26 protein-coding genes are annotated in these 21,306 nt (G+C 69.1%); 1 reads left to right on the forward strand and 25 read right to left on the reverse strand.

Annotated elements, in window-relative coordinates; translation table 11 throughout:
* Positions 1 to 130 precede the first annotated feature (130 nt).
* From Q0D75_RS18290 to glmS, 9 genes are all read right to left on the reverse strand, one after another.
* Positions 131 to 412, reverse strand: a complete 282-nt coding sequence (locus Q0D75_RS18290) for a DUF4190 domain-containing protein (RefSeq protein WP_291056833.1) — start codon at positions 410 to 412, stop codon at positions 131 to 133.
* Between the two features lie 67 nt (positions 413 to 479).
* Positions 480 to 1,556 (reverse strand): tRNA (adenosine(37)-N6)-threonylcarbamoyltransferase complex transferase subunit TsaD, encoded by a 1,077-nt coding sequence (gene tsaD / locus Q0D75_RS18295; RefSeq protein ID WP_291056835.1) that lies wholly within the window; start codon positions 1,554 to 1,556, stop codon positions 480 to 482.
* On the reverse strand, positions 1,553 to 2,053 hold the full coding sequence (gene rimI / locus Q0D75_RS18300) for a ribosomal protein S18-alanine N-acetyltransferase (protein WP_291056837.1): 501 nt from the start codon (positions 2,051 to 2,053) through the stop codon (positions 1,553 to 1,555). The genes tsaD and rimI overlap by 4 nt, the downstream gene beginning before the upstream one ends.
* Complete coding sequence (gene tsaB / locus Q0D75_RS18305) at positions 2,050 to 2,661, reverse strand: tRNA (adenosine(37)-N6)-threonylcarbamoyltransferase complex dimerization subunit type 1 TsaB (protein ID WP_291056839.1); 612 nt, start codon at positions 2,659 to 2,661, stop codon at positions 2,050 to 2,052. Before tsaB ends, rimI begins: the two co-directional genes overlap by 4 nt.
* Before the next feature lie 23 nt (positions 2,662 to 2,684).
* Complete coding sequence (gene tsaE, locus Q0D75_RS18310) at positions 2,685 to 3,134, reverse strand: tRNA (adenosine(37)-N6)-threonylcarbamoyltransferase complex ATPase subunit type 1 TsaE (protein ID WP_291056895.1); 450 nt, start codon at positions 3,132 to 3,134, stop codon at positions 2,685 to 2,687.
* 118 nt (positions 3,135 to 3,252) lie between these two features.
* Complete coding sequence (gene alr / locus Q0D75_RS18315) at positions 3,253 to 4,503, reverse strand: alanine racemase (RefSeq protein WP_291056841.1); 1,251 nt, start codon at positions 4,501 to 4,503, stop codon at positions 3,253 to 3,255.
* On the reverse strand, positions 4,500 to 5,675 hold the full coding sequence (gene alr, locus Q0D75_RS18320; protein WP_366513461.1) for an alanine racemase: 1,176 nt from the start codon (positions 5,673 to 5,675) through the stop codon (positions 4,500 to 4,502). Before alr (Q0D75_RS18320) ends, alr (Q0D75_RS18315) begins: the two co-directional genes overlap by 4 nt.
* Positions 5,672 to 6,031, reverse strand: a complete 360-nt coding sequence (locus Q0D75_RS18325; protein WP_291056843.1) for a holo-ACP synthase — start codon at positions 6,029 to 6,031, stop codon at positions 5,672 to 5,674. Before Q0D75_RS18325 ends, alr (Q0D75_RS18320) begins: the two co-directional genes overlap by 4 nt.
* A gap of 6 nt (positions 6,032 to 6,037) precedes the next feature.
* The gene (glmS, locus tag Q0D75_RS18330) at positions 6,038 to 7,885 is read right to left on the reverse strand and encodes a glutamine--fructose-6-phosphate transaminase (isomerizing) (RefSeq protein WP_291056845.1); all 1,848 of its coding nucleotides are present in this window, start codon (positions 7,883 to 7,885) and stop codon (positions 6,038 to 6,040) included.
* A gap of 122 nt (positions 7,886 to 8,007) precedes the next feature.
* On the opposite strand from glmS, the gene coaA reads away from it, so the two are divergent.
* A complete protein-coding gene (gene coaA, locus Q0D75_RS18335) occupies positions 8,008 to 8,958 on the forward strand; it encodes a type I pantothenate kinase (protein ID WP_291056847.1) in 951 nt (316 codons plus the stop codon).
* Positions 8,959 to 8,980: 22 nt separating this feature from the next.
* Here coaA and glmM read toward each other — a convergent pair whose 3' ends face one another.
* From glmM to Q0D75_RS18415, 16 genes are all read right to left on the reverse strand, one after another.
* Positions 8,981 to 10,345, reverse strand: coding sequence for a phosphoglucosamine mutase (gene glmM, locus Q0D75_RS18340; RefSeq protein WP_291056849.1), 1,365 nt, complete (start codon positions 10,343 to 10,345; stop codon positions 8,981 to 8,983).
* A gap of 26 nt (positions 10,346 to 10,371) precedes the next feature.
* Positions 10,372 to 10,857 carry a 30S ribosomal protein S9 gene (gene rpsI, locus Q0D75_RS18345; protein WP_291056851.1) on the reverse strand — a complete coding sequence of 162 codons (486 nt, stop codon included), beginning with the start codon at positions 10,855 to 10,857 and terminating at the stop codon, positions 10,372 to 10,374.
* 47 nt (positions 10,858 to 10,904) lie between these two features.
* Positions 10,905 to 11,351, reverse strand: coding sequence for a 50S ribosomal protein L13 (gene rplM / locus Q0D75_RS18350; RefSeq protein WP_291056853.1), 447 nt, complete (start codon positions 11,349 to 11,351; stop codon positions 10,905 to 10,907).
* Between the two features lie 164 nt (positions 11,352 to 11,515).
* Positions 11,516 to 12,406 carry a tRNA pseudouridine(38-40) synthase TruA gene (gene truA / locus Q0D75_RS18355; RefSeq protein ID WP_291056855.1) on the reverse strand — a complete coding sequence of 297 codons (891 nt, stop codon included), beginning with the start codon at positions 12,404 to 12,406 and terminating at the stop codon, positions 11,516 to 11,518.
* Between the two features lie 62 nt (positions 12,407 to 12,468).
* The gene (rplQ, locus tag Q0D75_RS18360) at positions 12,469 to 13,014 is read right to left on the reverse strand and encodes a 50S ribosomal protein L17 (RefSeq protein WP_291056857.1); all 546 of its coding nucleotides are present in this window, start codon (positions 13,012 to 13,014) and stop codon (positions 12,469 to 12,471) included.
* Between the two features lie 57 nt (positions 13,015 to 13,071).
* A complete protein-coding gene (locus Q0D75_RS18365) occupies positions 13,072 to 14,061 on the reverse strand; it encodes a DNA-directed RNA polymerase subunit alpha (RefSeq protein ID WP_291056859.1) in 990 nt (329 codons plus the stop codon).
* A 131-nt stretch (positions 14,062 to 14,192) separates the two neighbouring features.
* Positions 14,193 to 14,591, reverse strand: coding sequence for a 30S ribosomal protein S11 (gene rpsK / locus Q0D75_RS18370; RefSeq protein ID WP_022896808.1), 399 nt, complete (start codon positions 14,589 to 14,591; stop codon positions 14,193 to 14,195).
* A 34-nt stretch (positions 14,592 to 14,625) separates the two neighbouring features.
* Positions 14,626 to 15,003: a 30S ribosomal protein S13 gene (gene rpsM / locus Q0D75_RS18375; RefSeq protein WP_066041126.1), complete on the reverse strand. Its 378-nt coding sequence runs from the start codon at positions 15,001 to 15,003 to the stop codon at positions 14,626 to 14,628.
* A gap of 154 nt (positions 15,004 to 15,157) precedes the next feature.
* Entirely contained in the window at positions 15,158 to 15,274 is a 117-nt protein-coding gene (rpmJ, locus tag Q0D75_RS18380; RefSeq protein WP_104242511.1) for a 50S ribosomal protein L36, read from the reverse strand.
* 82 nt (positions 15,275 to 15,356) lie between these two features.
* Positions 15,357 to 15,578, reverse strand: coding sequence for a translation initiation factor IF-1 (infA, locus tag Q0D75_RS18385; protein ID WP_022883252.1), 222 nt, complete (start codon positions 15,576 to 15,578; stop codon positions 15,357 to 15,359).
* Positions 15,579 to 15,689: 111 nt separating this feature from the next.
* Complete coding sequence (locus Q0D75_RS18390) at positions 15,690 to 16,835, reverse strand: mannitol-1-phosphate 5-dehydrogenase (protein WP_291056866.1); 1,146 nt, start codon at positions 16,833 to 16,835, stop codon at positions 15,690 to 15,692.
* A 30-nt stretch (positions 16,836 to 16,865) separates the two neighbouring features.
* Positions 16,866 to 17,297, reverse strand: coding sequence for a PTS sugar transporter subunit IIA (locus Q0D75_RS18395; RefSeq protein ID WP_291056868.1), 432 nt, complete (start codon positions 17,295 to 17,297; stop codon positions 16,866 to 16,868).
* A gap of 54 nt (positions 17,298 to 17,351) precedes the next feature.
* Entirely contained in the window at positions 17,352 to 18,947 is a 1,596-nt protein-coding gene (locus Q0D75_RS18400; RefSeq protein WP_291056869.1) for a PTS mannitol transporter subunit IICB, read from the reverse strand.
* A gap of 54 nt (positions 18,948 to 19,001) precedes the next feature.
* Positions 19,002 to 20,675 (reverse strand): phosphoenolpyruvate--protein phosphotransferase, encoded by a 1,674-nt coding sequence (gene ptsP, locus Q0D75_RS18405; RefSeq protein ID WP_291056871.1) that lies wholly within the window; start codon positions 20,673 to 20,675, stop codon positions 19,002 to 19,004.
* Positions 20,675 to 20,944, reverse strand: a complete 270-nt coding sequence (locus Q0D75_RS18410; RefSeq protein WP_291056873.1) for an HPr family phosphocarrier protein — start codon at positions 20,942 to 20,944, stop codon at positions 20,675 to 20,677. The genes ptsP and Q0D75_RS18410 overlap by 1 nt, the downstream gene beginning before the upstream one ends.
* 5 nt (positions 20,945 to 20,949) lie before the next feature.
* Complete coding sequence (locus Q0D75_RS18415) at positions 20,950 to 21,306, reverse strand: PTS sugar transporter subunit IIABC (protein ID WP_291056875.1); 357 nt, start codon at positions 21,304 to 21,306, stop codon at positions 20,950 to 20,952.

Genomic DNA, 21,306 nt, shown 5'->3' on the forward strand with positions numbered 1-21,306 from the left:
GGGCGCCCTTCTTGTCGTCGGCCGCTGGCCGGACTCAGTGGCTGAGGGCCCGCACGGGGACCGGCCCTTCTTAACAGACTAGGCGCAGGCGGCGTTCCGGCCACCTGCGCCCATCAGGATTCGTACCGAATCAGTAGGTGGTGGTGGTGATCGCACCGCTCGCGGCCAGGGCGGCGATGGCGATGATCCAGATGATGATCAGCACGATCGAGATCGCACCGATGATGATGCCGGCGATGGCGAGGCCACGACCGTTCTCACCGGTCTTCTTGATCTGGCTGAGGGCGATGGCACCGAGGATGATCGCGATGACGTTGAAGCCGAGGATCGAGATCACCAGCGACACGATCGCGAGGACGTTGGTCTTCGGTGCGGCGGGAACCGGTGCGTAACCGGGGGCGGGCTGAGTCAAGGGAGGCTCCAATTAGTCCTGAATGAACGCTGTCGGCACCCATCGTGACAGCACGGCTGAGAAAGTGTCAATCATCCAGGTCGTAATATGTCGCCCGATCGACCTGGATCTCGGTCACCGGCAGCGTCGAATCGGCCCCGAATCCGAGGCCCGACGGGCCGTGGCCGGCGGCGATCAGCTGGGCGCCGAGCGCCGCGATCATCGCCCCGTTGTCGGTGCACAGCGACAGTGGCGGGATGCGCAGCGTCACACCCTGGGCGGCGGCGCGCTCGGCGGCGACCTCGCGCACACGCGCGTTCGCCACCACGCCCCCGCCCAGCAGCAGCCGCGGGATTCCGAAGTCGGCACAGGCCCGGAAGGCCTTGGTCAGCAGCACGTCCACCACGGCTTCCCGGAAGCTCGCGGCCACGTCGGCCACCGGGATCTGCTCGCCCGCGTCGCCCGCACGCTCCACCCAGCGGGCCACGGCGGTCTTGAGCCCGGAGAACGAGAAGTCGTAGCGGTGCTTCTCGGCATCCTTCGCCTGCATCAGGCCCCGCGGGAAGTGGATCGCCTTCGGGTCGCCGCCGATCGCCGCGCGATCGATCTGCGGCCCGCCCGGATACGGCAGGCCGAGCACCCGGGCGACCTTGTCGAACGCTTCGCCCGCGGCGTCGTCGATGGTCTCGCCGAGCAGTTCGACGTCGCCCGTGAGGTCGCGCACGAGCAGCAGCGAGGTGTGGCCGCCCGAGACCAGCAGGGCGATCGTCGGGTACTCCAGCGACTCGGCCGCGAGCACATCGGCGCCGACATGGCCCACCAGGTGGTTCACGGCGTAGAGCGGCGTGCCGGTGGCGATCGACAGGGCTTTGGCGGCACCGACGCCCACCATCAGCGCGCCCGCGAGTCCGGGCCCGCTGGTCACGGCGATGGCGTCGATCTCGCCGATCGTCAGCCCCGCCTCGGCGAGCGCCGCGTCCAGCGTCGGGGTGAGCGCCTCCAGGTGGGCGCGGGCGGCGACCTCGGGCACCACGCCGCCGTAGCGGGCGTGCTCGTCCATCGAGCTGGCGATCACGTTGGCGAGCAGGGTCGAACCGCGCACGATCCCGATGCCGGTCTCGTCGCACGAGGTCTCGATGCCGAGCACCACGGGTCCGTCCGTCATGCGGATGCCTCCTCCTCGGTGAACGCGGGCCCGGTCGCGGGCACCGGCGCCTTCATCACGACGGCGTCCACACCGTCGGGTTGGTAGTACTTCGGCCGCACCGCGATGTCCTCGAAGCCGAGCGAGAGGTACAGCCCGTGCGCCACGGGGTTGTCGGCGCGCACCTCGAGGAACACGCTGCGGGCGCCGCGCCGGCCGGCCTCGGCGAGCAGCCGGTTCATCAGCTGACGGCCGAGTCCGCGCCCTCGCGAGCGCTCCGTCACGGCGATGGTCTGGATGTCGGCGTCGGTGGCGCCTCTCGGGCAGAGCAGACCCGCATAACCCTGCAGAGCATCCGGATGCTCGGCGTCGAAGCCCACGAGGTAGTAGCACTCGGGATGCTCGATCTCTCGCCGCATCGACTCGCGCGACCAGGCATCCGTGGTGAACGACGACTCCTCGAGCTGCATGATCGCATCGAGGTCACCGACGCCCGCGCGCCGCAGCTGCCAGCTCACGGGGTGACCCGCTTGCGCGCGCCGGGCACGGTCACGTCGGGCGAGCGCAGGTAGAGCGGTTCGGTGAACTCCGGCACCGCGGCGGCCCCGCCGCGCAGGGTGGCGAGGCGCCCGAGGGCCCCCGCGCTCACCTGGGTGGCGTCGATCCGCTCGAACTCGGGGTAGGGCACCTCGTCGGGCTTGCACAGTGCGGGCCCGTCGCTGCGCGCGATGCCCTCCTCGTCGAGGTCGTAGCTCGACCAGTACACCTCGCGGCGACGGGCATCCGTCACCACCAGCAGAGGCCCGCGGAGGCCGGCCGACCACTCGTCGAGCGCGACGGCGTCGTGGCTGACCATCGGGATCAGCGGGCGTCCGATCCCCCAGGCGAACGCGCGGGCGGCGGCGATACCCACGCGCAGGCCCGTGAACGGTCCGGGCCCGAGCCCGGTCACGACGGCGTCGATCCCGGATGCCGCGACCCCCGACTCCTCCAGCACGCCCGCGATCATCTCGCCGATCACCTCGGCGTGCCGCATGGTGTCGTCGGTGGAGCGCTCGGCGAGCACGAGGTCGCCGTCCACGACGGCCACGGATGTTCCGGCAGAGGTGTCGAGGGCGAGAAGCACCCTCCGAGCCTAACGCCGCGTGCTCAGCTCCAGCGCGGGCCGACGCCGGTGATGCGCACCTGGCGGGGTTCCACGGGTTCGATGGAGGCGTCGTCGATGCCGGCATCCGGCGCTTCGCCCGCGCCGTGCGGGCGGTCGATCTCGATCGAGAGGTAGGACTCGGTGAGCACCTCGATCAGCCCGGCGCCCCACTCGGCCACCACCACCGAGCGCGCGAAGTCGATGTCGAGGTCGTCGAGCTCGAGGGCGCTGCCCAGCCGGTACGCGTCGACGTGCACGAGTGCCGGTCCGCCCACGAGCGACGGATGCGTGCGTGCCAGCACGAAGGTGGGGCTCGTCACCGGGCCCCGCACCTGCAGCCCTTCGCCGAGACCGCGGGTGAAGGTGGTCTTGCCGGCACCCAGGTCGCCCGTCAGCAGCACGACGTCCCCGGCGCGCAGCAGCGACGCGACCCGGATGCCGAAGGCGTGCATGGCCGCCGGATCCGCGATCTCGAGCGCCGGTCCGAGGTCCGCCAGCGCCTCGGCGCCCGGCATCCGCTCGCTCATCGCAGCGCCCCGACCATCGCGGCCCCGGCCATCGTCCGCTCGTTCATCGCCCCGGCTCGCCGAGGTACACCCGTGGTACGCGAGGCCCCACCCGGGCCACGATCTCGTCGCCGATGGTCTCGGCCCAGCCGGCCCACTCCTCAGCGGTCGGCTCGCCGCGGTCGCCCTCGCCGAACACCACCACCTCGTCGCCGGCGGCCACCGGATGCTCGCCCACGTCCACCACGAACTGGTCCATCGCGATCCGCCCGGCGATCGGATGCCGCCGGCCGCCGATCCACACCTCGGCCCGGCCGGAGGCGATCCGCGGGATGCCGTCGGCGTACCCGAGTGGCACCAGCGCGAGCGTGCTCTCGGCCTCGGTGCGGTAGGTCAGTCCGTACGAGATGCCGTGCCCGGCCGGCACGCGCTTGGTCGACGCGACCCTGGCCCGCAGGGTCATCACGGGCCGCAGGCCCAGATCCCGCGCCGACTGGTCGTCGAAGGGCGAGATGCCGTAGGCGGCGATGCCGAAGCGCACCAGGTCGAGGCGGGCCTCGGGCATCCGGATACCGGCCGAACTCGCGGCCAGGTGGCGCACGGGGAAGTGGGCGCCGAGCCCCTCCCCCACCTCGATGGCGCGCTGCAGCCGGCCGAGGGCGGTCGCGTCGTCGCCGGGCGAAGCGTCGGCGAGGTGCGACCAGGCCGCGTGCAGCCGCACCGCGCCCGCCCGGTCTAGCTCGACCGCGCGCGACACGAGCGCCGGCCAGTCCGCTTCGGTGGCGCCGTTCCGGCTGAGGCCGGTGTCCACCTTGAGGTGCACGCGGGGCGCGTTCGATGCGCCGGCAGCCGCGATGGCGTCCAGCTGCCAGGCCGCCGAGATCCCGAGGTCGATGTCGGCCTGCGCGGCTTCCGCGAACAGGGCATCCGGGTCGTGCATCCAGGCGAAGATCGGTGCGGTGATGCCCGCTTCGCGCAGCACGAGGGCGGCCGGGATGTCGAGCACGGCGAGCGAGGTGGCGCCGGCCTCGAGCGCAGCCCGGGCCAGCGGCACCATCCCGTGCCCGTAGGCGTCGGCCTTCACCGCGAGCATCGTCTCGGCCGGCCGGGCGATCGCGGCCAGAGTGCGCACGTTGTGCCGGAAGGCGTCGAGATCGATCACGGCCTCGCGGTCGGGCGCGGCTCCCCTCGACACGTCGATCAGGGCCTCGCGATCGGGCGCGGCTCCCCTCGACACGTCGCCCGCGCCACCCGCTGTGCCGGTCGCCGTGCCATCCGCGCGGCCGCCCACGCCGGTCTCTGCCGAGCCGCTCATCCGTACACCCGTTCCACGCGCCGGCCGAGCCGCGTCACGATCTCGTAGTTGATGGTCGCCGCCGCCTCGGCCCAGTCATCGGCGCTCGGCTCGCCATCCATCCGGTCCCCGAACAGCACCACGCGGTCGCCCACCGAGGCCTGCAACGACCCGAGGTCGACCACGAACTGGTCCATGGCCACGCGGCCGACGATCGGATGCACCGACCCGCCGACCCACACACTCCCCCGGTTCGACACGTGCCGCGGAATCCCGTCGGCGTACCCGAGAGGCACCAGCCCAAGCCAGGAGTCGCGCGGCGCGTGATACGTGTAGCCGTACGAAACGCCGGTGCCCGCCGTCACCCGCTTCACCGAGATCAGCCGGCTCTCCACGCGCATCGCGGGGCGGAGGCCGAGCGCGGCCGAGTCGGCGTCGTCGAACGGCGAGAGTCCGTACGATCCGATCCCCAGGCGCACCAGGTCGAGCCTCGTCTGCGGCAGCCGCAGGGCCCCGGCTGTCGAGGCGAGGTGCCGGATCGAGGGCTCGAGCCCGAGCGAGCGGGCGAGCGCCTCGGCCTCGCCGAAGGCCGCCAGCTGAGCGCGGTCTTCGCTCTCGTCGGCATTCGAGAGGTGACTGAAGAGTCCTTCGACGACCATCAGTCCGGCGACCTCGGCCTCGCGCGCCGCACGGAACACGGTCTCCCAGTCGGCGCGCTGCAGCCCGTTGCGGCCGAGCCCGGTGTCGACCTTGAGGTGCACGCGGGCCGGCCGCGCCGGCGTACCGGCGTCCGCGGCTCGCGACAGCTGCCGGGCGGTGCTGATCCCGAGGGTGACGTCCTGCGACACCGCCTGCTCGAACGACGGATCCGACCCGTGCAGCCAGGCCAGAATCGGCGCCTCGATGCCCGCGGCCCGCAGCGCGAGCGCCTCGTCGACGTCGGCGACGCCCAGCCAGGTCGCCCCGGCCGCCAGTCCGGCACGAGCCGCTTGTTCGGCCCCGTGACCGTATCCGTTCGCCTTGACGACCATCATCACGGCCGCCGGCGACACCAGCGAGGCCACGTGCGCCACGTTGCCGGCGATCGCTCCGAGGTCGACGTGTGCCCGGCGCAGCGCCGGGACGGGAACGGATGCTGCGGCCGGCTCCGGCGCGGGAACGGATGCTGCACGCACCACGCCCTCCCCGCTCACGCCGCGTCTCCTTCCGCCACCACGAACGCGAGCGCGTTGCCGCCGTCGTGGCTCATGCTGAGGTGCACGCGGGTCGCCCCGATCTCCTCGAGCGCCGCGGCCACGCCGCCCGACACGGCGAACGCCGGGTTCCGCTGCTCGTCGGAGACGATCCGCATGTCGTGCCACCGGAACTCGGTCGAGTGCCCGACGGCTTTGATCAGCGCTTCTTTGGCGGCGAATCGAGCCGCCAGGGAGCGCACGGGCAGCTCGCGTTCGCCCTCAGCGAACAAGCGTTCGCGCAGCTTCGGCGTCCTCGCCAGAGAACGCTCGAAGCGGGCCACGTCGACGAAGTCGACCCCGACACCGACGATCACGACGGCCTACTCGACCGTGACCGACTTCGCCAGGTTCCGCGGCTGGTCGACGTCCAGACCCTTGGCGGTCGCGAGCTCCATGGCGAACAGCTGCAGCGGGATGACGGTCAGCAGCGGCTCGAACAGCGGCGCGGCGAGCGGGATGCGGATGACCTCGTCGGCGAACGGCAGCACCGCCACGTCGCCCTCTTCGGCGATGGCGAGGATGCGCGCCCCACGAGCGCGGATCTCCTGGATGTTCGACACCACCTTGGCGTGCAGCGAGTTCGGGTCGCGCGGCGACGGCACCACCACGAACACCGGCTGACCCGGCTCGATCAGCGCGATCGGCCCGTGCTTCAGCTCGCCGGCGGCGAAGCCCTCGGCGTGGATGTACGCGAGCTCCTTGAGCTTCAGCGCGCCCTCGAGGGCCACCGGGTAGCCCACATGGCGGCCGAGGAACAGGATGGCGCGGCTGTCCGACATCCACTTCGCCAGCTGCGTGATCTCGGCGCCGCTCTTCAGCACCTTGGCGATCTTGTTCGGGATGGTCTGCAGTTCGGCCAGCTGCGCGGCTCCGGATGCCGCATCCAGCGTTCCGCGAACCCGCGCGAGATGCAGTCCGAACAGGTACAGCGCGGTGATCTGCGCCACGAACGCCTTGGTGGAGGCGACGGCCACCTCGGGGCCGGCGTGCGTGTACACCACGGCATCCGATTCCCGCGCGATCGTGGCGCCCTGGGTGTTGCAGATCGACAGCGTGCGGGCGCCGTTGGCGATGGCGTACTTGACGGCCATCAGGGTGTCCATGGTCTCGCCCGACTGGCTGATCGACACCACGAGCGTGCGGTCGGAGAGCACCGGCTCGCGGTAGCGGAACTCGTGCGAGAGCTCGACCTCCACCGGGATCCGCGCCCATTTCTCGATGGCGTACTTGCCGAGCATCCCGGAGTAGGCGGCGGTGCCGCAGCCGATGATCACGATGCGGTCGATGCCGGTGAGCACCTCGTCGAGCCCTTCGAGCTCGGGAAGGACGACCTGGCCGTCGACGCTGCGGCCGAGGATCGTGTTCGCCACGGCCTCCGGCTCCTCGCTGATCTCCTTGGCCATGAAGCTGCTCCAGCCACCCTTCTCGGCGGCGGAGGCATCCCACGACACCTCGAACTCCTGCGCGCCCACCTCGGCGCCGTCGAAGTCGGTGACGCTCACCGAGTCGGGGGTGATGATCACGATCTGGTCCTGGCCGATGGCCACGGCGCGGTGCGTGTGCTCCACGAAGGCCGCCACGTCCGAGCCGAGGAAGTTCTCGCCCTCGCCGAGCCCGATCACCAGCGGCGAGTTGCGGCGGGCGCCCACCACGACGCCGGGCTCGTCCTGGTGCAGAGCGAGCAGCGTGAAGGCGCCCTCGAGGCGCGAGACCACGCGGCCGAGAGCGGCGGGCAGGCCGTCGCCCTGCTCGTATTCCCGGCCGAGCATCTTCGCGGCCACCTCGGTGTCGGTCTCGCTGTCGAAGGCGAAGCCGTCGTCGAGCAGTTCCTGCTTGAGGGTGGCGAAGTTCTCGATGATTCCGTTGTGGATGAGCGCGATGCGCCCGTCGGCGGAGAGGTGCGGATGCGCGTTGCCGTCGGTGGGGCCGCCGTGCGTCGCCCAGCGGGTGTGCCCGATACCGGTCTGGCCGTCGGCCATGGGCCGGGCCTCGAGGTCGTCGGCCAGCACGGCGAGCTTGCCGGCGCGCTTACGGGTGGAGAGCGTTCCGTCGGTGCCGATCACGGCCACGCCGGCGGAGTCGTAACCGCGGTATTCGAGTCGGCGCAGCCCGCCGAGGAGCACCTCGAGACTGCTGTTGTTGCCGACGTATCCCACGATTCCACACATGCCAGCGAGTTTAGCCGAGCGGCAGCGAGGCAAGCTGATAGCACCGCGCCGAGCGGCAGCGGGGCAACCTGATAGGCACGGCGTCGGGCGGGCGTCCCGCTTTCGGGCAGAATGGATGTCCTATGCCCGATTCCGCTTCCACGAACGGTTTCGCGCAGTTCAGCCCGTTCACCGAGTTCGACCGGGCGCACTGGGCGGCCCTCGCGCCGTCGACCCCGCATCCGCTCTCCGAGACCGAGATCGTGCAGCTGCGCGGCCTCACCGATCCGCTCAACCTGCACGAGGTGGACGAGGTCTACCTCCCGCTGGCCCGCCTGATCAACCTCTACGCCACCAGCGCCAAGCAGTTGCATCGCTCCACCACCGACTTCCTCGGCGAAACCTCGAACAGCACGCCCTTCGTCATCGGCATCGCCGGCTCGGTGGCCGTCGGCAAGTCCACCACGGCGCGCCTGTTGCGTGAGCTCCTGGCGCGCTGGTCGGACACGCCCCGGGTCGAGCTGGTCACGACCGACGGCTTCCTGCTCCCCAACCGCGAGCTCGAGCGCCGTGGCCTGATGCAGCGCAAGGGTTTCCCCGAGTCGTACGACCGGCGGGCGCTGTTGCGCTTCGTCAGTGCCATCAAGAGCGGCAACCCCGAGGTGCGGGCGCCGTTCTACTCGCATCTCAGCTACGACATCGTGCCCGAGGCGCAGATCGTGGTGCGCCAGCCCGACATCCTGATCGTCGAAGGGCTGAACGTGCTGCAGCCGCCCTCGGCGAACCGTCTGGCGGTGAGCGACCTGTTCGACTTCTCGATCTACGTGGATGCACGCACCAGCGACATCGCGAGCTGGTACGAGACCCGCTTCCTGGCCCTGCAGCAGGGCGCGTTCGCGAATCCGAAGTCCTACTTCCACCGCTATTCGAGCCTGTCCGAGACCGAGGCCCGCGAGACCGCGAGCAGCATCTGGTCGTCCATCAACCTGCCGAACCTGATGGAGAACATCCGCCCCACCCGCTCGCGCGCCACCCTCGTGCTTCGCAAGGGCGCCGACCACAAGGTCAACAAGGTCCTGCTCCGCAAGCTCTGACCCTCTCGCGAGGGCGAACGGGTCAGATCGCCTGTTCGACTCCGGTCGAGAGGCGCTGGCGCACCACTTCGGCGAGTGACTCCGCGATGCGGTCGGCGGTGGCCTGGTCGCCGGCCTCCACCATCACGCGCACGAGCGGCTCGGTGCCGGAGGGGCGCAGCAGCACGCGACCGGTCTCGCCCAGGTCGGCCTCGGCCTCGGCCACGGCCTCCGCGAGCACGCGGTCGCTCGCAACGCCGTCGCGGTTCACTCCGCGCACGTTCACGAGCGTCTGCGGATACACCTTCATCACCGAGGCGAGCTCGGCGAGCGACTTCTTGGTGGCGGCCATGTGGCTCACCAGCTGCAGACCGGTCAGGATGCCGTCACCGGTCGTGGCGTGATCGGCGAAGATGATGTGCCCCGACTGCTCGCCGCCGAGGCTCAGGTTCTTCTCGTTGATGGCCTCGAGCACGTACCGGTCGCCGACCTTGGTCTCGAGCATCGCGATGCCGTGCTGGGCCATCGCCACTTTGAGCCCGAGGTTCGACATCACGGTCGCCACGAGGGTGTTCTCGCGCAGCAGACCGCGCTCGGACTGGGCCAGGGCCAGGATGGCCATGATCTGGTCGCCGTCGATCACCCGGCCGGCCGCGTCGACCGCGAGGCATCGGTCGGCGTCGCCGTCGTGCGCGATGCCTACGTCGGCGCCCGCCGCGATCACGGCGTCGGCCAGCTGACCGAGGTGCGTCGAGCCGACCCCGTCGTTGATGTTCATGCCGTCGGGATCGTTGCCGATCACCGTGATCCGGGCGCCCGCCTGGCTGAACGCCTCGGGCGAGACGCCGGCCGCCGCGCCGTGGGCGCAGTCGAGCACCACGTGGAGCCCGTCGAGGCGGTGGGGCAAGGTCGTCAAAAGATGCACGACATAGCGGTCTTCGGCATCCGCGAACCGCCTGATGCGGCCGATCCCGCCACCCAGGGGGGCGAGCTGCGGATGCTCGAGTGCGGCCTCGATGCCGATCTCGGTCTCGTCGGGCAGCTTCTTGCCGCCGGCGGCGAAGAATTTGATGCCGTTGTCGGGCGCGGGATTGTGCGAGGCGGAGATCACCACGCCGAAGTCCGCGCCGATGTCGGCGATCAGAAAAGCGGCGGCCGGGGTCGGCAGCACTCCGGCGTCGAGAACGTCGACGCCGGAGCTGGCGAAACCGGCCGAGACCGCGGCCGCGATGAAATCACCGGACTGCCGGGGGTCGCGGGCGACCACTGCGACCGGCCGGCGGCCGGCATCCCGGGCCGCTTGACCCAGCACGCGTGCACCGGCCTGCGCGATCCGAAGAGCGAGGTCGGCGGTGACGTCCTGGTTCGCGAGCCCACGCACCCCATCGGTGCCGAAAAGGCGAGCCATACGCTAAGCGTAGAGCCGAAGCGCGATCAGCGCTTCGAGAACTGCGACGCCTTACGGGCCTTCTTGAGACCGGCCTTCTTGCGTTCGATGACGCGGGCGTCACGGGTGAGGAAGCCGGCCTTCTTGAGCTGAGCGCGGTTGTTCTCGCGGTCGATCTCGTTCAGCGCACGGGCGATGGCGAGACGGAGCGCGCCGGCCTGACCCGAGGGGCCACCACCGGTGATCTTCGCGACCACGTCGTAGGAGCCGATCAGGTCGAGCACCTTGAAGGGGTCGGTGATCAGCTGCTGGTGCAGCTTGTTGGGGAAGTAGTGCTCGAACTCGCGGCCGTTCACCACGAGGGTGCCGGCGCCGGGAACGAGACGCACGCGGGCGATGGCCTGCTTGCGGCGGCCGACGGCTGCGCCGGACACGTTGAGGACGGCGCGGGGCGCGCGGGGCGCCTCTTCGGCCGGGGTTTCGGTGGAGTAGCTCTCGGGAGCCACGTCAATCTGGTCTGCGATCTTCGCCACGGTAGTGATAAGTCCTTTGTCTGAGTCTGCTGAATGAGCGCGGGACGCTACTGGGCGACCTGGTCGATGGTGTACGGGACGGGCTGCTGGGCAGCGTGCGGGTGCTCTCCGCCTGCGTAGACCTTCAGCTTGCGGAACTGGTCGCGACCGAGCGAGGTCTTCGGCAGCATGCCACGGATGGCCTTCTCGACGGCGCGCTCGGGGTTCTTCTCGAGCAGCTCGGCGTAGGTGACGGCGGTGAGGCCGCCCGGGTAACCCGAGTGGCGGTAGGCCTTCTTCTGCGCCAGCTTGGCGCCGGTGAGGGCCACCTTGTCGGCGTTGACGATGATGACGAAGTCACCCATGTCCATGTGCGGGGTGAAGGTGGCCTTGTTCTTGCCACGCAGGATGGTGGCGGCGTGGCTGGCCAGACGGCCGAGAACCACGTCGGTTGCATCGATGATGACCCAGCCGCGCTGAATTTCGCTGGCTTTCGGGGTGTAGGTACGCGTCACAGTAGTGCTGCTTTCTTGTTCGAGTGAGGAGTTCGTGAATCCCACTCCGGTGGGCATTCCCGCTCGGATCGAGAGGAACACAGCCGATGGAGGGCTCAACTACGGGCGACGCACAACATGGCGCGCACACCAAGGGTCAAGAATAGGCGATACCACCCGCGCGGTCAAATGAGCTCGCGACGCGCCCTTGTCTGCTCGGCCCGAAGCCGCAGCTCGCCATCGACCGGATAGCCCACTTCGGTGAGCACCAGCCCCTTCGCCGGCATCACCAGGAACTCCCCTGTGCGCTGCTGCGCGTCCCGCAGCCGCACGACGTCCTCGCCGTTCAAGGAGCCGTCGCCAACCGCCACGGTCGCCCCCACGAGGGAGCGCACCATGCTGTGGCAGAAGGCATCGGCCTCGAGCGACGCGATCAGCACGCCGTCCGCCTGTCGCCGCCAGGCGAACGAGCGGAGAGTGCGGATGGTGGTGGAATGCGGGCGGGGCTTGCAGAACGTGGCGTAGTCGTGCAGCCCCAGCAGGGCGCGAGCCGCCGAGTCCATGGCATCGACGTCGAGTTCGGTGGGATGCCGCACGGTGCGCCGACGCTCGAGCGGATCGTGCTCGGCCGCGGTGTCGGCCACCCGGTAGCGGTACCGCCGCCAGATCGCCGAGAACCGTGCGTCGAAGCCCTCGGGCGCCAGTTCGGAGGAGCGCACCACCACGTCGGAGTCGGCCCCGAGCACGCCGTTGATGCGCTGCCCGAGCAGTCGGGCGAGCTCGGCCTCGCCGATCCCCGCCGGCGCCCCCCGGCGTCGCAAGCTCCGCAGCTGATCCTCGGCCAGATCGACGTGGGCCACCTGCCCTGTGGCGTGCACACCGGCATCCGTGCGCCCGGCCACCCACAGCACGGGGTTCGGCGGATACCGGCGGAGGATGATCGCCATCGTCTCCTCCAGCACCCCCTGCACGGTGCGCAAACCGGGCTGCTTGGCCCACCCCGAGAAGTCGGTGCCGTCATAGGCGATGTCGAGACGGATCCGCCGCATCCCGCTCTCTTCGATCACATCGTCCATCTTAAAGCGAAGAGGGCCCCGACATCCTCGACGGATGCGGGGCCCTGCTCGTGCAGCGGGTGCTACTTGGTCTCCTCCGCGGGAGCCTCGTCAGCAGCCTCGGCCTCGGCGGGAGCCTCGGTCTCGGCGGTCTCGTCAGCGGCGGTCTCCTCGGCGGGAGTCTCCTCGACGACCTCGGCCTCGGGCTCGGCCTCGACGGGCGCCGCAGCGGCCGCAGGTGAAGCCTTGGTGGCCTTCTTCTTCGGGGTGACGGGCTCGAGCACGAGCTCGATCTGCACCATGGGGGCGTTGTCGCCCTTACGGAAGCCGAGCTTGGTGATGCGGGTGTAGCCGCCCTCGCGCTCGGCGACGAGCGGAGCGATCTCGGTGAAGAGCTCGTGCACGACGTTCTTGTCGCCGATCACGGCGAGCACCCGACGACGGGCGTGCAGGTCTCCGCGCTTGGCGAAGGTGATGAGACGCTCGGTCAGCGGACGCATCCGCTTGGCCTTGGTCTCGGTCGTCTTGATGCTCTTGTGCGTGAACAGGGCGGCAGCCAGGTTGGCGAGGAGCAGGCGCTCGTGCGCCGGTCCGCCGCCGAGACGGGGTCCCTTGGTTGGCTTGGGCATTTCTTATCTCCAGATGTGAATCAGTTGTCGGTCAAGGCGATGCGAAGGGAGAACGTCTTAGACGTTCTCGTCGTCGTATCCGCCGTAGAAGTGGGCGCCGTCGAATCCGGGAACGGTGTCCTTCAGCGAGAGGCCGAGCTCCACGAGCTTGTCCTTCACCTCATCGACCGACTTCTGTCCGAAGTTGCGGATGTTCATGAGCTGCGTCTCCGAGAGGGCGACGAGCTCCGAGACCGTGTTGATGCCCTCGCGCTTGAGGCAGTTGTACGAGCGCACGGACAGGTCGAGGTCCTCGATCGGAACCGAGAGCTCGCTCGAGAGGACGGCGTCGACCGGCGCGGGGCCGATCTCGATGCCCTCGGCAGCGGAGTTGAGCTCGCGGGCCAGACCGAACAGCTCGGTCAGGGTGCGACCGGCCGAGGCGATGGCGTCGCGCGGCGTGATGGCCGGCTTCGTCTCCACATCGACGACCAGGCGGTCGAAGTCGGTGCGCTCACCGGCACGAGTCGCCTCGACGCGGTAGGTGACCTTCAGCACGGGCGAGTAGATCGAGTCGATCGGGATCTGACCGGCCTCGGAGAACTCGCTGCGGTTCTGCGTCGCCGAGACGTAGCCGCGGCCGCGCTCGATGATCAGCTCGAGCTCGAACTTCGCCTTGTCGTTCAGGGTGGCGATGACGAGGTCGGGGTTGTGGATCTCGACACCGGCCGGAGCCGAGATGTCGGCCGCGGTGACCTCGCCCGAGGCGTGCTTGCGCAGGTAGGCGGTGATCGGCTCGTCGTGCTCGCTGGAGACGACGAGGCCCTTCACGTTCAGGATGATCTCGGTGACGTCTTCCTTCACACCGGGGATCGTCGAGAACTCGTGCAGCACGCCGTCCAGGCGGATGCTGGTGACAGCGGCGCCGGGGATCGAGGAGAGCAGGGTGCGGCGGAGGGAGTTTCCGAGGGTGTAGCCGAAGCCGGGCTCCAGCGGCTCGATGACGAACCGCGAGCGGAACTCCGAGATGTTCTCCTCGGTGAGGGTGGGGCGCTGTGCAATGAGCACTGTTATTCCTTTCGGCTGAGTGTCCGCTATATGACACTCACGTGACGAGGTATTGAGTTGTGAAGAAACCAGATCACCGGCAGAGCGCGCAGAACGCGCCCTGCCGGTTGTTCAGTGCTGAAAGGTGATCGTCACACGCGGCGACGCTTGGGCGGGCGGCATCCGTTGTGCGCCTGCGGGGTCACGTCGTTGATCGAACCGACCTCGAGGCCGGCGGCCTGGAGCGAGCGGATCGCGGTCTCGCGGCCGGAGCCCGGTCCCTTGACGAACACGTCGACCTTCTTCATGCCGTGCTCCTGAGCCTGGCGCGCGGCCGACTCGGCAGCGAGCTGCGCGGCGAACGGGGTCGACTTGCGCGAGCCCTTGAAGCCGACGCCACCCGAGGAGGCCCAGCTGATGACGGCACCGGTGGTGTCGGTGATCGACACGATGGTGTTGTTGAAGGTCGACTTGATGTGGGCCTGGCCCACGGCGACGTTCTTCTTCTCTTTCTTGCGCGGCTTGCGAACGGCCGACTTGGGGGTTGCCATATGTATCTCCTGGAATCCTGGTCAGTCGGCGCGCTTAGCGGCCGGCCTTCTTCTTGCCGGCGACGGTGCGCTTCGGGCCCTTGCGGGTACGAGCGTTGGTCTTGGTGCGCTGACCGCGGACCGGGAGGCCCTTGCGGTGACGGACGCCCTCGTAGGAGCCGATCTCGACCTTGCGGCGGATGTCGGCGGCGACCTCACGGCGGAGGTCACCCTCCACCTTGTAGTTGCCCTCGATGTAGTCACGGAGAGCGACGAGCTGGTCGTCGCTCAGATCCTTGACGCGGATGTCTCCGCTGATCTCGGTGTCGGCGAGGGTCTTCAGCGCACGCGTGCGGCCGACCCCGTAGATGTACGTGAGGGCAACTTCCACGCGCTTGTCGCGGGGAATGTCAACTCCTGCTAGACGTGCCATTGTGGCTATCTCCTGTTGATGAGTGGAGGTCTGTGACAGTGAATGTGCTCCGGCCTCCGACCGAAGGTGTCCACCGCCCGGCTCTCACCGGGCGGCTTCTGACACTGCCATTTTTCTGAACCTGCCTGAGCTGGAGAGCTCGGGCCGGGTAGTTCTAGCCCTGACGCTGCTTGTGGCGCGGGTTGCTCTTGCAGATGACCATCACGTTGCCGTTGCGGCGGATGACACGGCAGTGCTCGCAGATGGGCTTGACGCTGGGGTTGACCTTCATGTTGTTATCTTTCTTCGCTGTCCTCGTACCTCGCGGGATGCCGCGGGGCCGTTACTTTCCAGCACAGCCGACGGATCGGGGTCTACTTGTAGCGGTAGACGATCCGGCCACGGGTGAGGTCGTAGGGGCTGAGCTCCACGATCACGCGGTCCTCGGGGAGGATGCGGATGTAGTGCTGACGCATCTTGCCCGAGATATGGGCAAGAACCTTGTGCCCGTTCGTCAACTCCACCCGGAACATCGCGTTCGGGAGAGCTTCGACGACTGCGCCTTCGATCTCGATTACACCGTCTTTTTTGGCCATAGCCTCACTGTCACTCAAGTAGTCTGTGCTGGTCGTGCGGAGAATCGGCACCCGAAAAAAGGGCCGAAAACACCAAAGATCGAGCTTACGCTAAGAAACGCCCGGGCGCAATCAGAGGAATGCGTCCACGGATCGTATAGTGCCCACCAGGTCGCCGAAGAGCGGATGCGAAGGCTCGATGCCGCAGGCCTGTTCCGCGAACTGCTCGGGCGTGAGGGTGGTCAGCAGCTCGCGCAGCTCGGCGCTCTGCGGGTCGCTCGGCGCATCGAAGCGCAGGGCGGCGCGCACGGCACGCAACAGTGCGGTGGTCGGCAGTCCGCGCTCGGCCAGCTCGGCGGCCGGCCCGATGAAGCGCTCGTGGCGGCTGATCTTGCGCAGCGGCTGGCGACCCACACGTTCAGGGGTGTCGGTGAGGTACGGGTTGGCGAAGCGCTCGAGGTTCTTCTCGAGGTAGGCCTCCTGGGTGGCCGGGTCGAACTCGTGCTTGGCCACGAGCAGCGCCTTGGTCTCTTGGAGAACGGCCTTCACCTCGGCGAACACCTCGGGGATGGCCAGCGCCTCCGCCAGCGTGGAGGCGCCCTCGACCCAGCCGTGGTAGGCCACCGTGGCGTGGCCGGTGTTGACCGTGAAGAGCTTGCGCTCGATGAACGGGGCGAGGTCGGGCACGAAGTGCGCGAGCGGGATGTCGGGGGTCGAACCCCCGAAGGGTCCCTCCTCGATCGCCCACTCGAAGAACACCTCGACCGTCACGTCGAGCCCCGCATCCGGAGCCTGGCCGGGAACGATGCGGTCGACCGCCGTGTTGGCGAACACGGCCTTGGCCAGCGCGGGCGACGCCTCACCGAGGCGCCCGACGATCTCGCCCTTCAGCACGTCGGTGGCGTTGATGGCGTTCTCGCAGGCCATCACCTGCAGGGGCGGCAGGGCCGCGTCGCGCGCTTCGAGCGCACGGGCGATCACGGGGGCCACGAACTTCAAGATGTTCGGGCCCACCGCGGTCGTCACGATCTCGGCCGAGGCGATCTCCGCCACGACCGCATCCTCGTCGCTGCCGCTGTTGAGAGCGCGGTAGCCGGTGACCGTGGTGGTGGAGGCACCCTCCCCCACCGCGTGCACCTGGTAGCTGGTCGAGGCGGCGAGCGCGTCGATCAGCTCGGCGTTCACATCGGCGAAGACCACCTCGTAGCCGGCCTCGTGCAGGATGAGCCCCACGAACCCGCGGCCGATGTTGCCCGCGCCGAAATGAACTGCCTTCATGATGAACCGCCTAAGGATTGGAGCCGATTGCTATTCGTTGACGTCGCCGAGGATCTCGAGGATCTCGTCGGCGTCGGTGGCCGCGAGCAGCTTCGCCACGTCGTCGTCGTCGCTGAAGACGATGGCGATCTTGGTGAGGATGTCCATGTGGCCGCCGTCCTTGCCGGCGATGCCCACCACGAAGCGCACCTCTTCGCCGCCCCAGTCCAGGGCCTCGTCGTACCGCACGAACGAGAGCGCGGAGCCGAGGATCGTGTCCTTGCCCTCGTTCGTGCCGTGCGGGATGGCGAGGAGATTGCCCATGTACGTCGAGACCGTCTCTTCGCGCTGGAGCATGTAGTCGAGGTACCCGGCCTCGACCGCTCCGGCGGCGATCAGGATGTCGGCGGCCTCGCGGATCGCCTCCTCCTTGCTGCGAGCGGTTCCGCTGATGCGGATCTGCGACGGTTCCAGAACGGCCATGGGCTTCTCCTCTATCCGGTGTGTCCGATTATCCAGTTGGTCCGACGATGGCGCCTACTCGGCGGCGTGCTGTTCCTTCAGCTTCTCGACGACTTCTTCGTAGCGGGGGCTGTTCATGAAGTTGTCGACCGACACGTGCTCGGCGCTGGGGGTGCGCTCCTGGGCACGCGGCGTCAGCTCGCGCTGCGTGATCACGAGATCGACATCGTCCTCGAGGTTCGCGATGGACTTGTTGACCACCGTGACGCCTTCGATGCCGGCCTTCTTGATCTTATTCCGCAGCACCGACGCACCCATGGCACTGGATCCCATTCCGGCGTCGCAGGCGAACACGATGTTCTTGATCGGACGGGTGTCGGTCAGCAGCGAGGTCTCCTCGGCCACGGTCTCGGCGTCGCCGGCGGGAACGCCCTGCGATCCGAGCGTGCCGAGCACCGAGCTCTCCTTGCCCTTGTTGGCCGTCGTCTGTGCGATCGCACTCGAGAGGTCACCCGTCTCGCCACGGGCGAGGTCGCGCGTACGGCTGGCCCGCAGGATGACGGAGCAGACGAGGAACGAGGTCGTCGCGGCCAGGAGCACGGAGAGCAGAACTCCCACGTAGCTGTCGGGCGCCGTCTGGATCAGCACGGCGATGATGCTGCCGGGCGAGGCCGGTGCACGCAGACCCGAGTTGAACAGCACGTTGGTGGCCACACCCACGGCACCACCGGCGATGGCCGCCAGGATCGTCAGGGGCTTGGACAGCACGTAGGGGAAGTAGATCTCGTGGATGCCGCCGAAGAACTGGATGATGATCGCACCGGGAGCGCTGGCACGGGCCAGCCCGATTCCGAAGATCGCGAACGCGAGCAGGATGCCGAGGCCCGGGCCGGGGTTCGCCTCGATCAGGAACAGGATCGACTTGCCCTGTTCCGCCACCTGCTGCACGCCCAGCGGGGTGAACACACCGTGGTTGATGGCGTTGTTCAGGAACAGCACCTTGCCGGGCTCCACCAGGATCGAGGCCAACGGCAACAGCCCCAGGGTGACGAGCCAGTTGACGGCGCCCTCGAGAGCCTTGGAGAGTCCCTCGATCACCGGGGCGATCCCGAAGAATCCGGCGACCGCCAGGATGAAGCCGAGGATGCCGGCCGAGAAGTTGTCGACGAGCATCTCGAAACCGGCCCGGATCTTGCCGGCCCAGATGCTGTCGATCTTCTTCATCAGCCACGCGGCGAGCGGGCCCATGATCATGGCGCCGATGAACATCGGCACCGAGGCGCCGACGATCACACCCATGGTGGCGATCGTGCCGACGACGCCACCGCGTGCGCCGTAGACCATACGGCCACCGGTGTTCGCGATCAGCAGCGGCAGCAGGTAGGTGATCATCGGGCCGACCAGCCCCACGTACTGCGGGAAGGTCGTGCCGTCGTCCGCCTGCGCCAGCGAGGTCGCTGCGCCCTGCCAGCCGATGATGTCGGCGTTGCCGAAGCCGCCGAGGATGCCGTTCGGCAGCCAGCCGGTGGCGATGAAGAGGCTTGTGATCAGGCCCCAGGCGATGAACGCCGGGATGTTCGGCATGACCATGCCGCTGAGGAAGGTGCCGAAGCGCTGCACGCGGACGCGTGCACCACCTCCGGCGGCCTTGGTTTCTGACGTCGTTGTCATGACGGCTTCTCCGTTTTCTGTGATGGTCGGGTGGTGCTGGGGGTTGGGGGTGTGTCAGCCGGCCGCGGCGGCCGTGGTGACGGCGCCGCGCGCTTCGACGGCGCTGTTCGCCGACAGCGCGAGCTCAGCGAAGTGCTTCGCCTCGTCGAGCGTGAAGCGGGCCAGCTCGGCGCGCACGTCGGCCAGGGCCGACGGTGACATCGAGAGGGTGGTTGCGCCGAGGCCGACGAGCACGACGGCCAGCAGCGGGTCTGCTGCGGCCTCGCCGCAGATGCCGACGGGCTTGCCGAGAGCCTGGCCGGCCTTGCCGACCTCGCCCACGAGCTTCAGCACCGCGGGGTGCCACGGGTCTTGGAACGACGCCACCGAGCCCAGCAGCCGGTCGGCCGCGAGGGTGTACTGGGTGAGGTCGTTGGTGCCGATCGACGCGAAGTCGGCATCGGCGAGGATGCGGTCGGCCAGCAGCGCCGACGAGGGCACCTCCACCATGACGCCGGCGGTCTTCAGCCCCACCTCGCGGGCGAGGGCGGTGAAGTAGCGGGTCTCCTCCACGGTCGAGACCATCGGGGCCATCACCCACACCTCGGCATCGGTCTCGGCGTCGGCCGCCGCGAGGGCGGCGAGCTGGTCGCGCAGGATCGGCTCGTTCGCCCGCAGGGCCCGAAGGCCGCGCAGGCCGAGTGCGGGGTTCTCCTCGGCGGCGTCGTTCAGGAAGCTGAGCGGCTTGTCCGCCCCGGCATCCAGAGCACGCACGACGACCTTCTTGCCGCTGAACGCCTGCAGCAGACGCACGTACTGCGCCTTCTGCTCCTCGACGGTGGGAGCGCTGGTGGAGTCGAGAAAGAGGAACTCGGTGCGGAAGAGGCCGACGCCCTCGGCGCCCTTGGCGATCGCGTCTTCGGCGCCGTCGGCCGAGCCGAGGTTCGCCAGCAGCGGCACGGGGGTGCCGTCGGCGAGAGCGCCGGGCCCGGTGGCGGAGTTGCGCGCGTTCTTCAGCTGCTCGGCGCGCTCGTGCGCACCGGAACGCTCCTCCGCGCTCGGCGACACGGTCACGGTGCTGCCGGCAGCATCCACGATCACCTCGGTGCCGTCGCTCAGCGCGAGCGCGTTGGCCACGCCGACGATCGCCACGATCGACTTCTCGCGGGCCAGGATGGCAGTGTGCGAGGTGGGCCCGCCGTCACTGGTCACCAGCGCGAGCACCTTGTCGAGGTCGAGCAGCGCGGTGTCGGCGGGGGCGAGGTCACGGGCGACCAGCACGAAGGGATGGTCGGGGTCGGGCACGCCGGGAGCCGGTACGCCGCGAAGGTGCGCGACGACCCGCTGCGAGACGTCGTCGAGGTCGGTGGCGCGCTCTCCCATGTAGCCGCCCATGCTCAGCAGCAGATCGCGGAAGGCGGCGAAGGCTTCGAACACGGCACGCTCGGCGGTCTTGCCGGTGTCGATCCGCACGCCCACGTCGTCGATCAGCGTCGGGTCCTCCGCCATGAAGGCCTGAGCCTCGAGCACGTCCTTGGCCGAACCGCCGGCCCGCTCGCCGCGATGACGGATGATGGCCGCAGTGGCCGCGAGGGAGGCGCGGGCGCGTTCCTTCTCGGCGTCGGGGGTGAGGGTGCTGGCGGTGTCGTCGGGCTCGGGCAGCGGGTCGGGCATCCGGAGCACGGGGCCCACGGCCACGCCGCGGCCGATGCCGGTGCCGTGCAGCTGGGTCGTCACCTCGGCGCCCATCAGGCGGCGTCCAGGTCGGAGCCGAGCAGTGCGACGAGCTCGTCGAGCAGAGCGTCGGCCGAGGGTGCCTCGGACGTGAGGCTGACGGTGTCGCCGTGCTCGATGCCGAGCGAGATCACGCCCAGGATGCTGGCGGCGTTCACCGCGGCACCGCCGTCCTTCGAGATCTGCACCGGCAGACCCGACTTCGCCACGGCCTGCGTGAACAGGCTCGCGGGGCGGGCGTGCAGCCCGTGCTTGGACGCCATTTCGACGGTACGTTCGGCCATCTCGGTCACTCTCCTCTGATCGGCTCTGCCTTGAGCGATGTTCTCGATCCGCGCGATTCTGCGAGCAGCTCCGACACGAGGTCGGCCGCGGCTTCCGCTCCCTCCGGTCCGAACACGGTGTCCGGCAGCAGGGCGGCGCGCGCACCCACCCGTACGGCACGCGCGTTCAGCTCATCGAACTGCGTGTCCAGGTGGGGGCCGACCAACAGGATGCTCGTCGTCTCGAGCCGCTCGTCGAGATCCGGCTGCGCAGCCGCTTCGACGACCAGCTCCAGGTCGCGGGCCCGCAGGGCCTTGCGCAACCGCAACGCGAGGAAGGTACTGGATGCTCCTGCACCGCAGACGATCAGCACCGTATCCAC

The organism is Herbiconiux sp., assembly GCF_023264855.1.
GTDB lineage: Bacteria > Actinomycetota > Actinomycetes > Actinomycetales > Microbacteriaceae > Herbiconiux.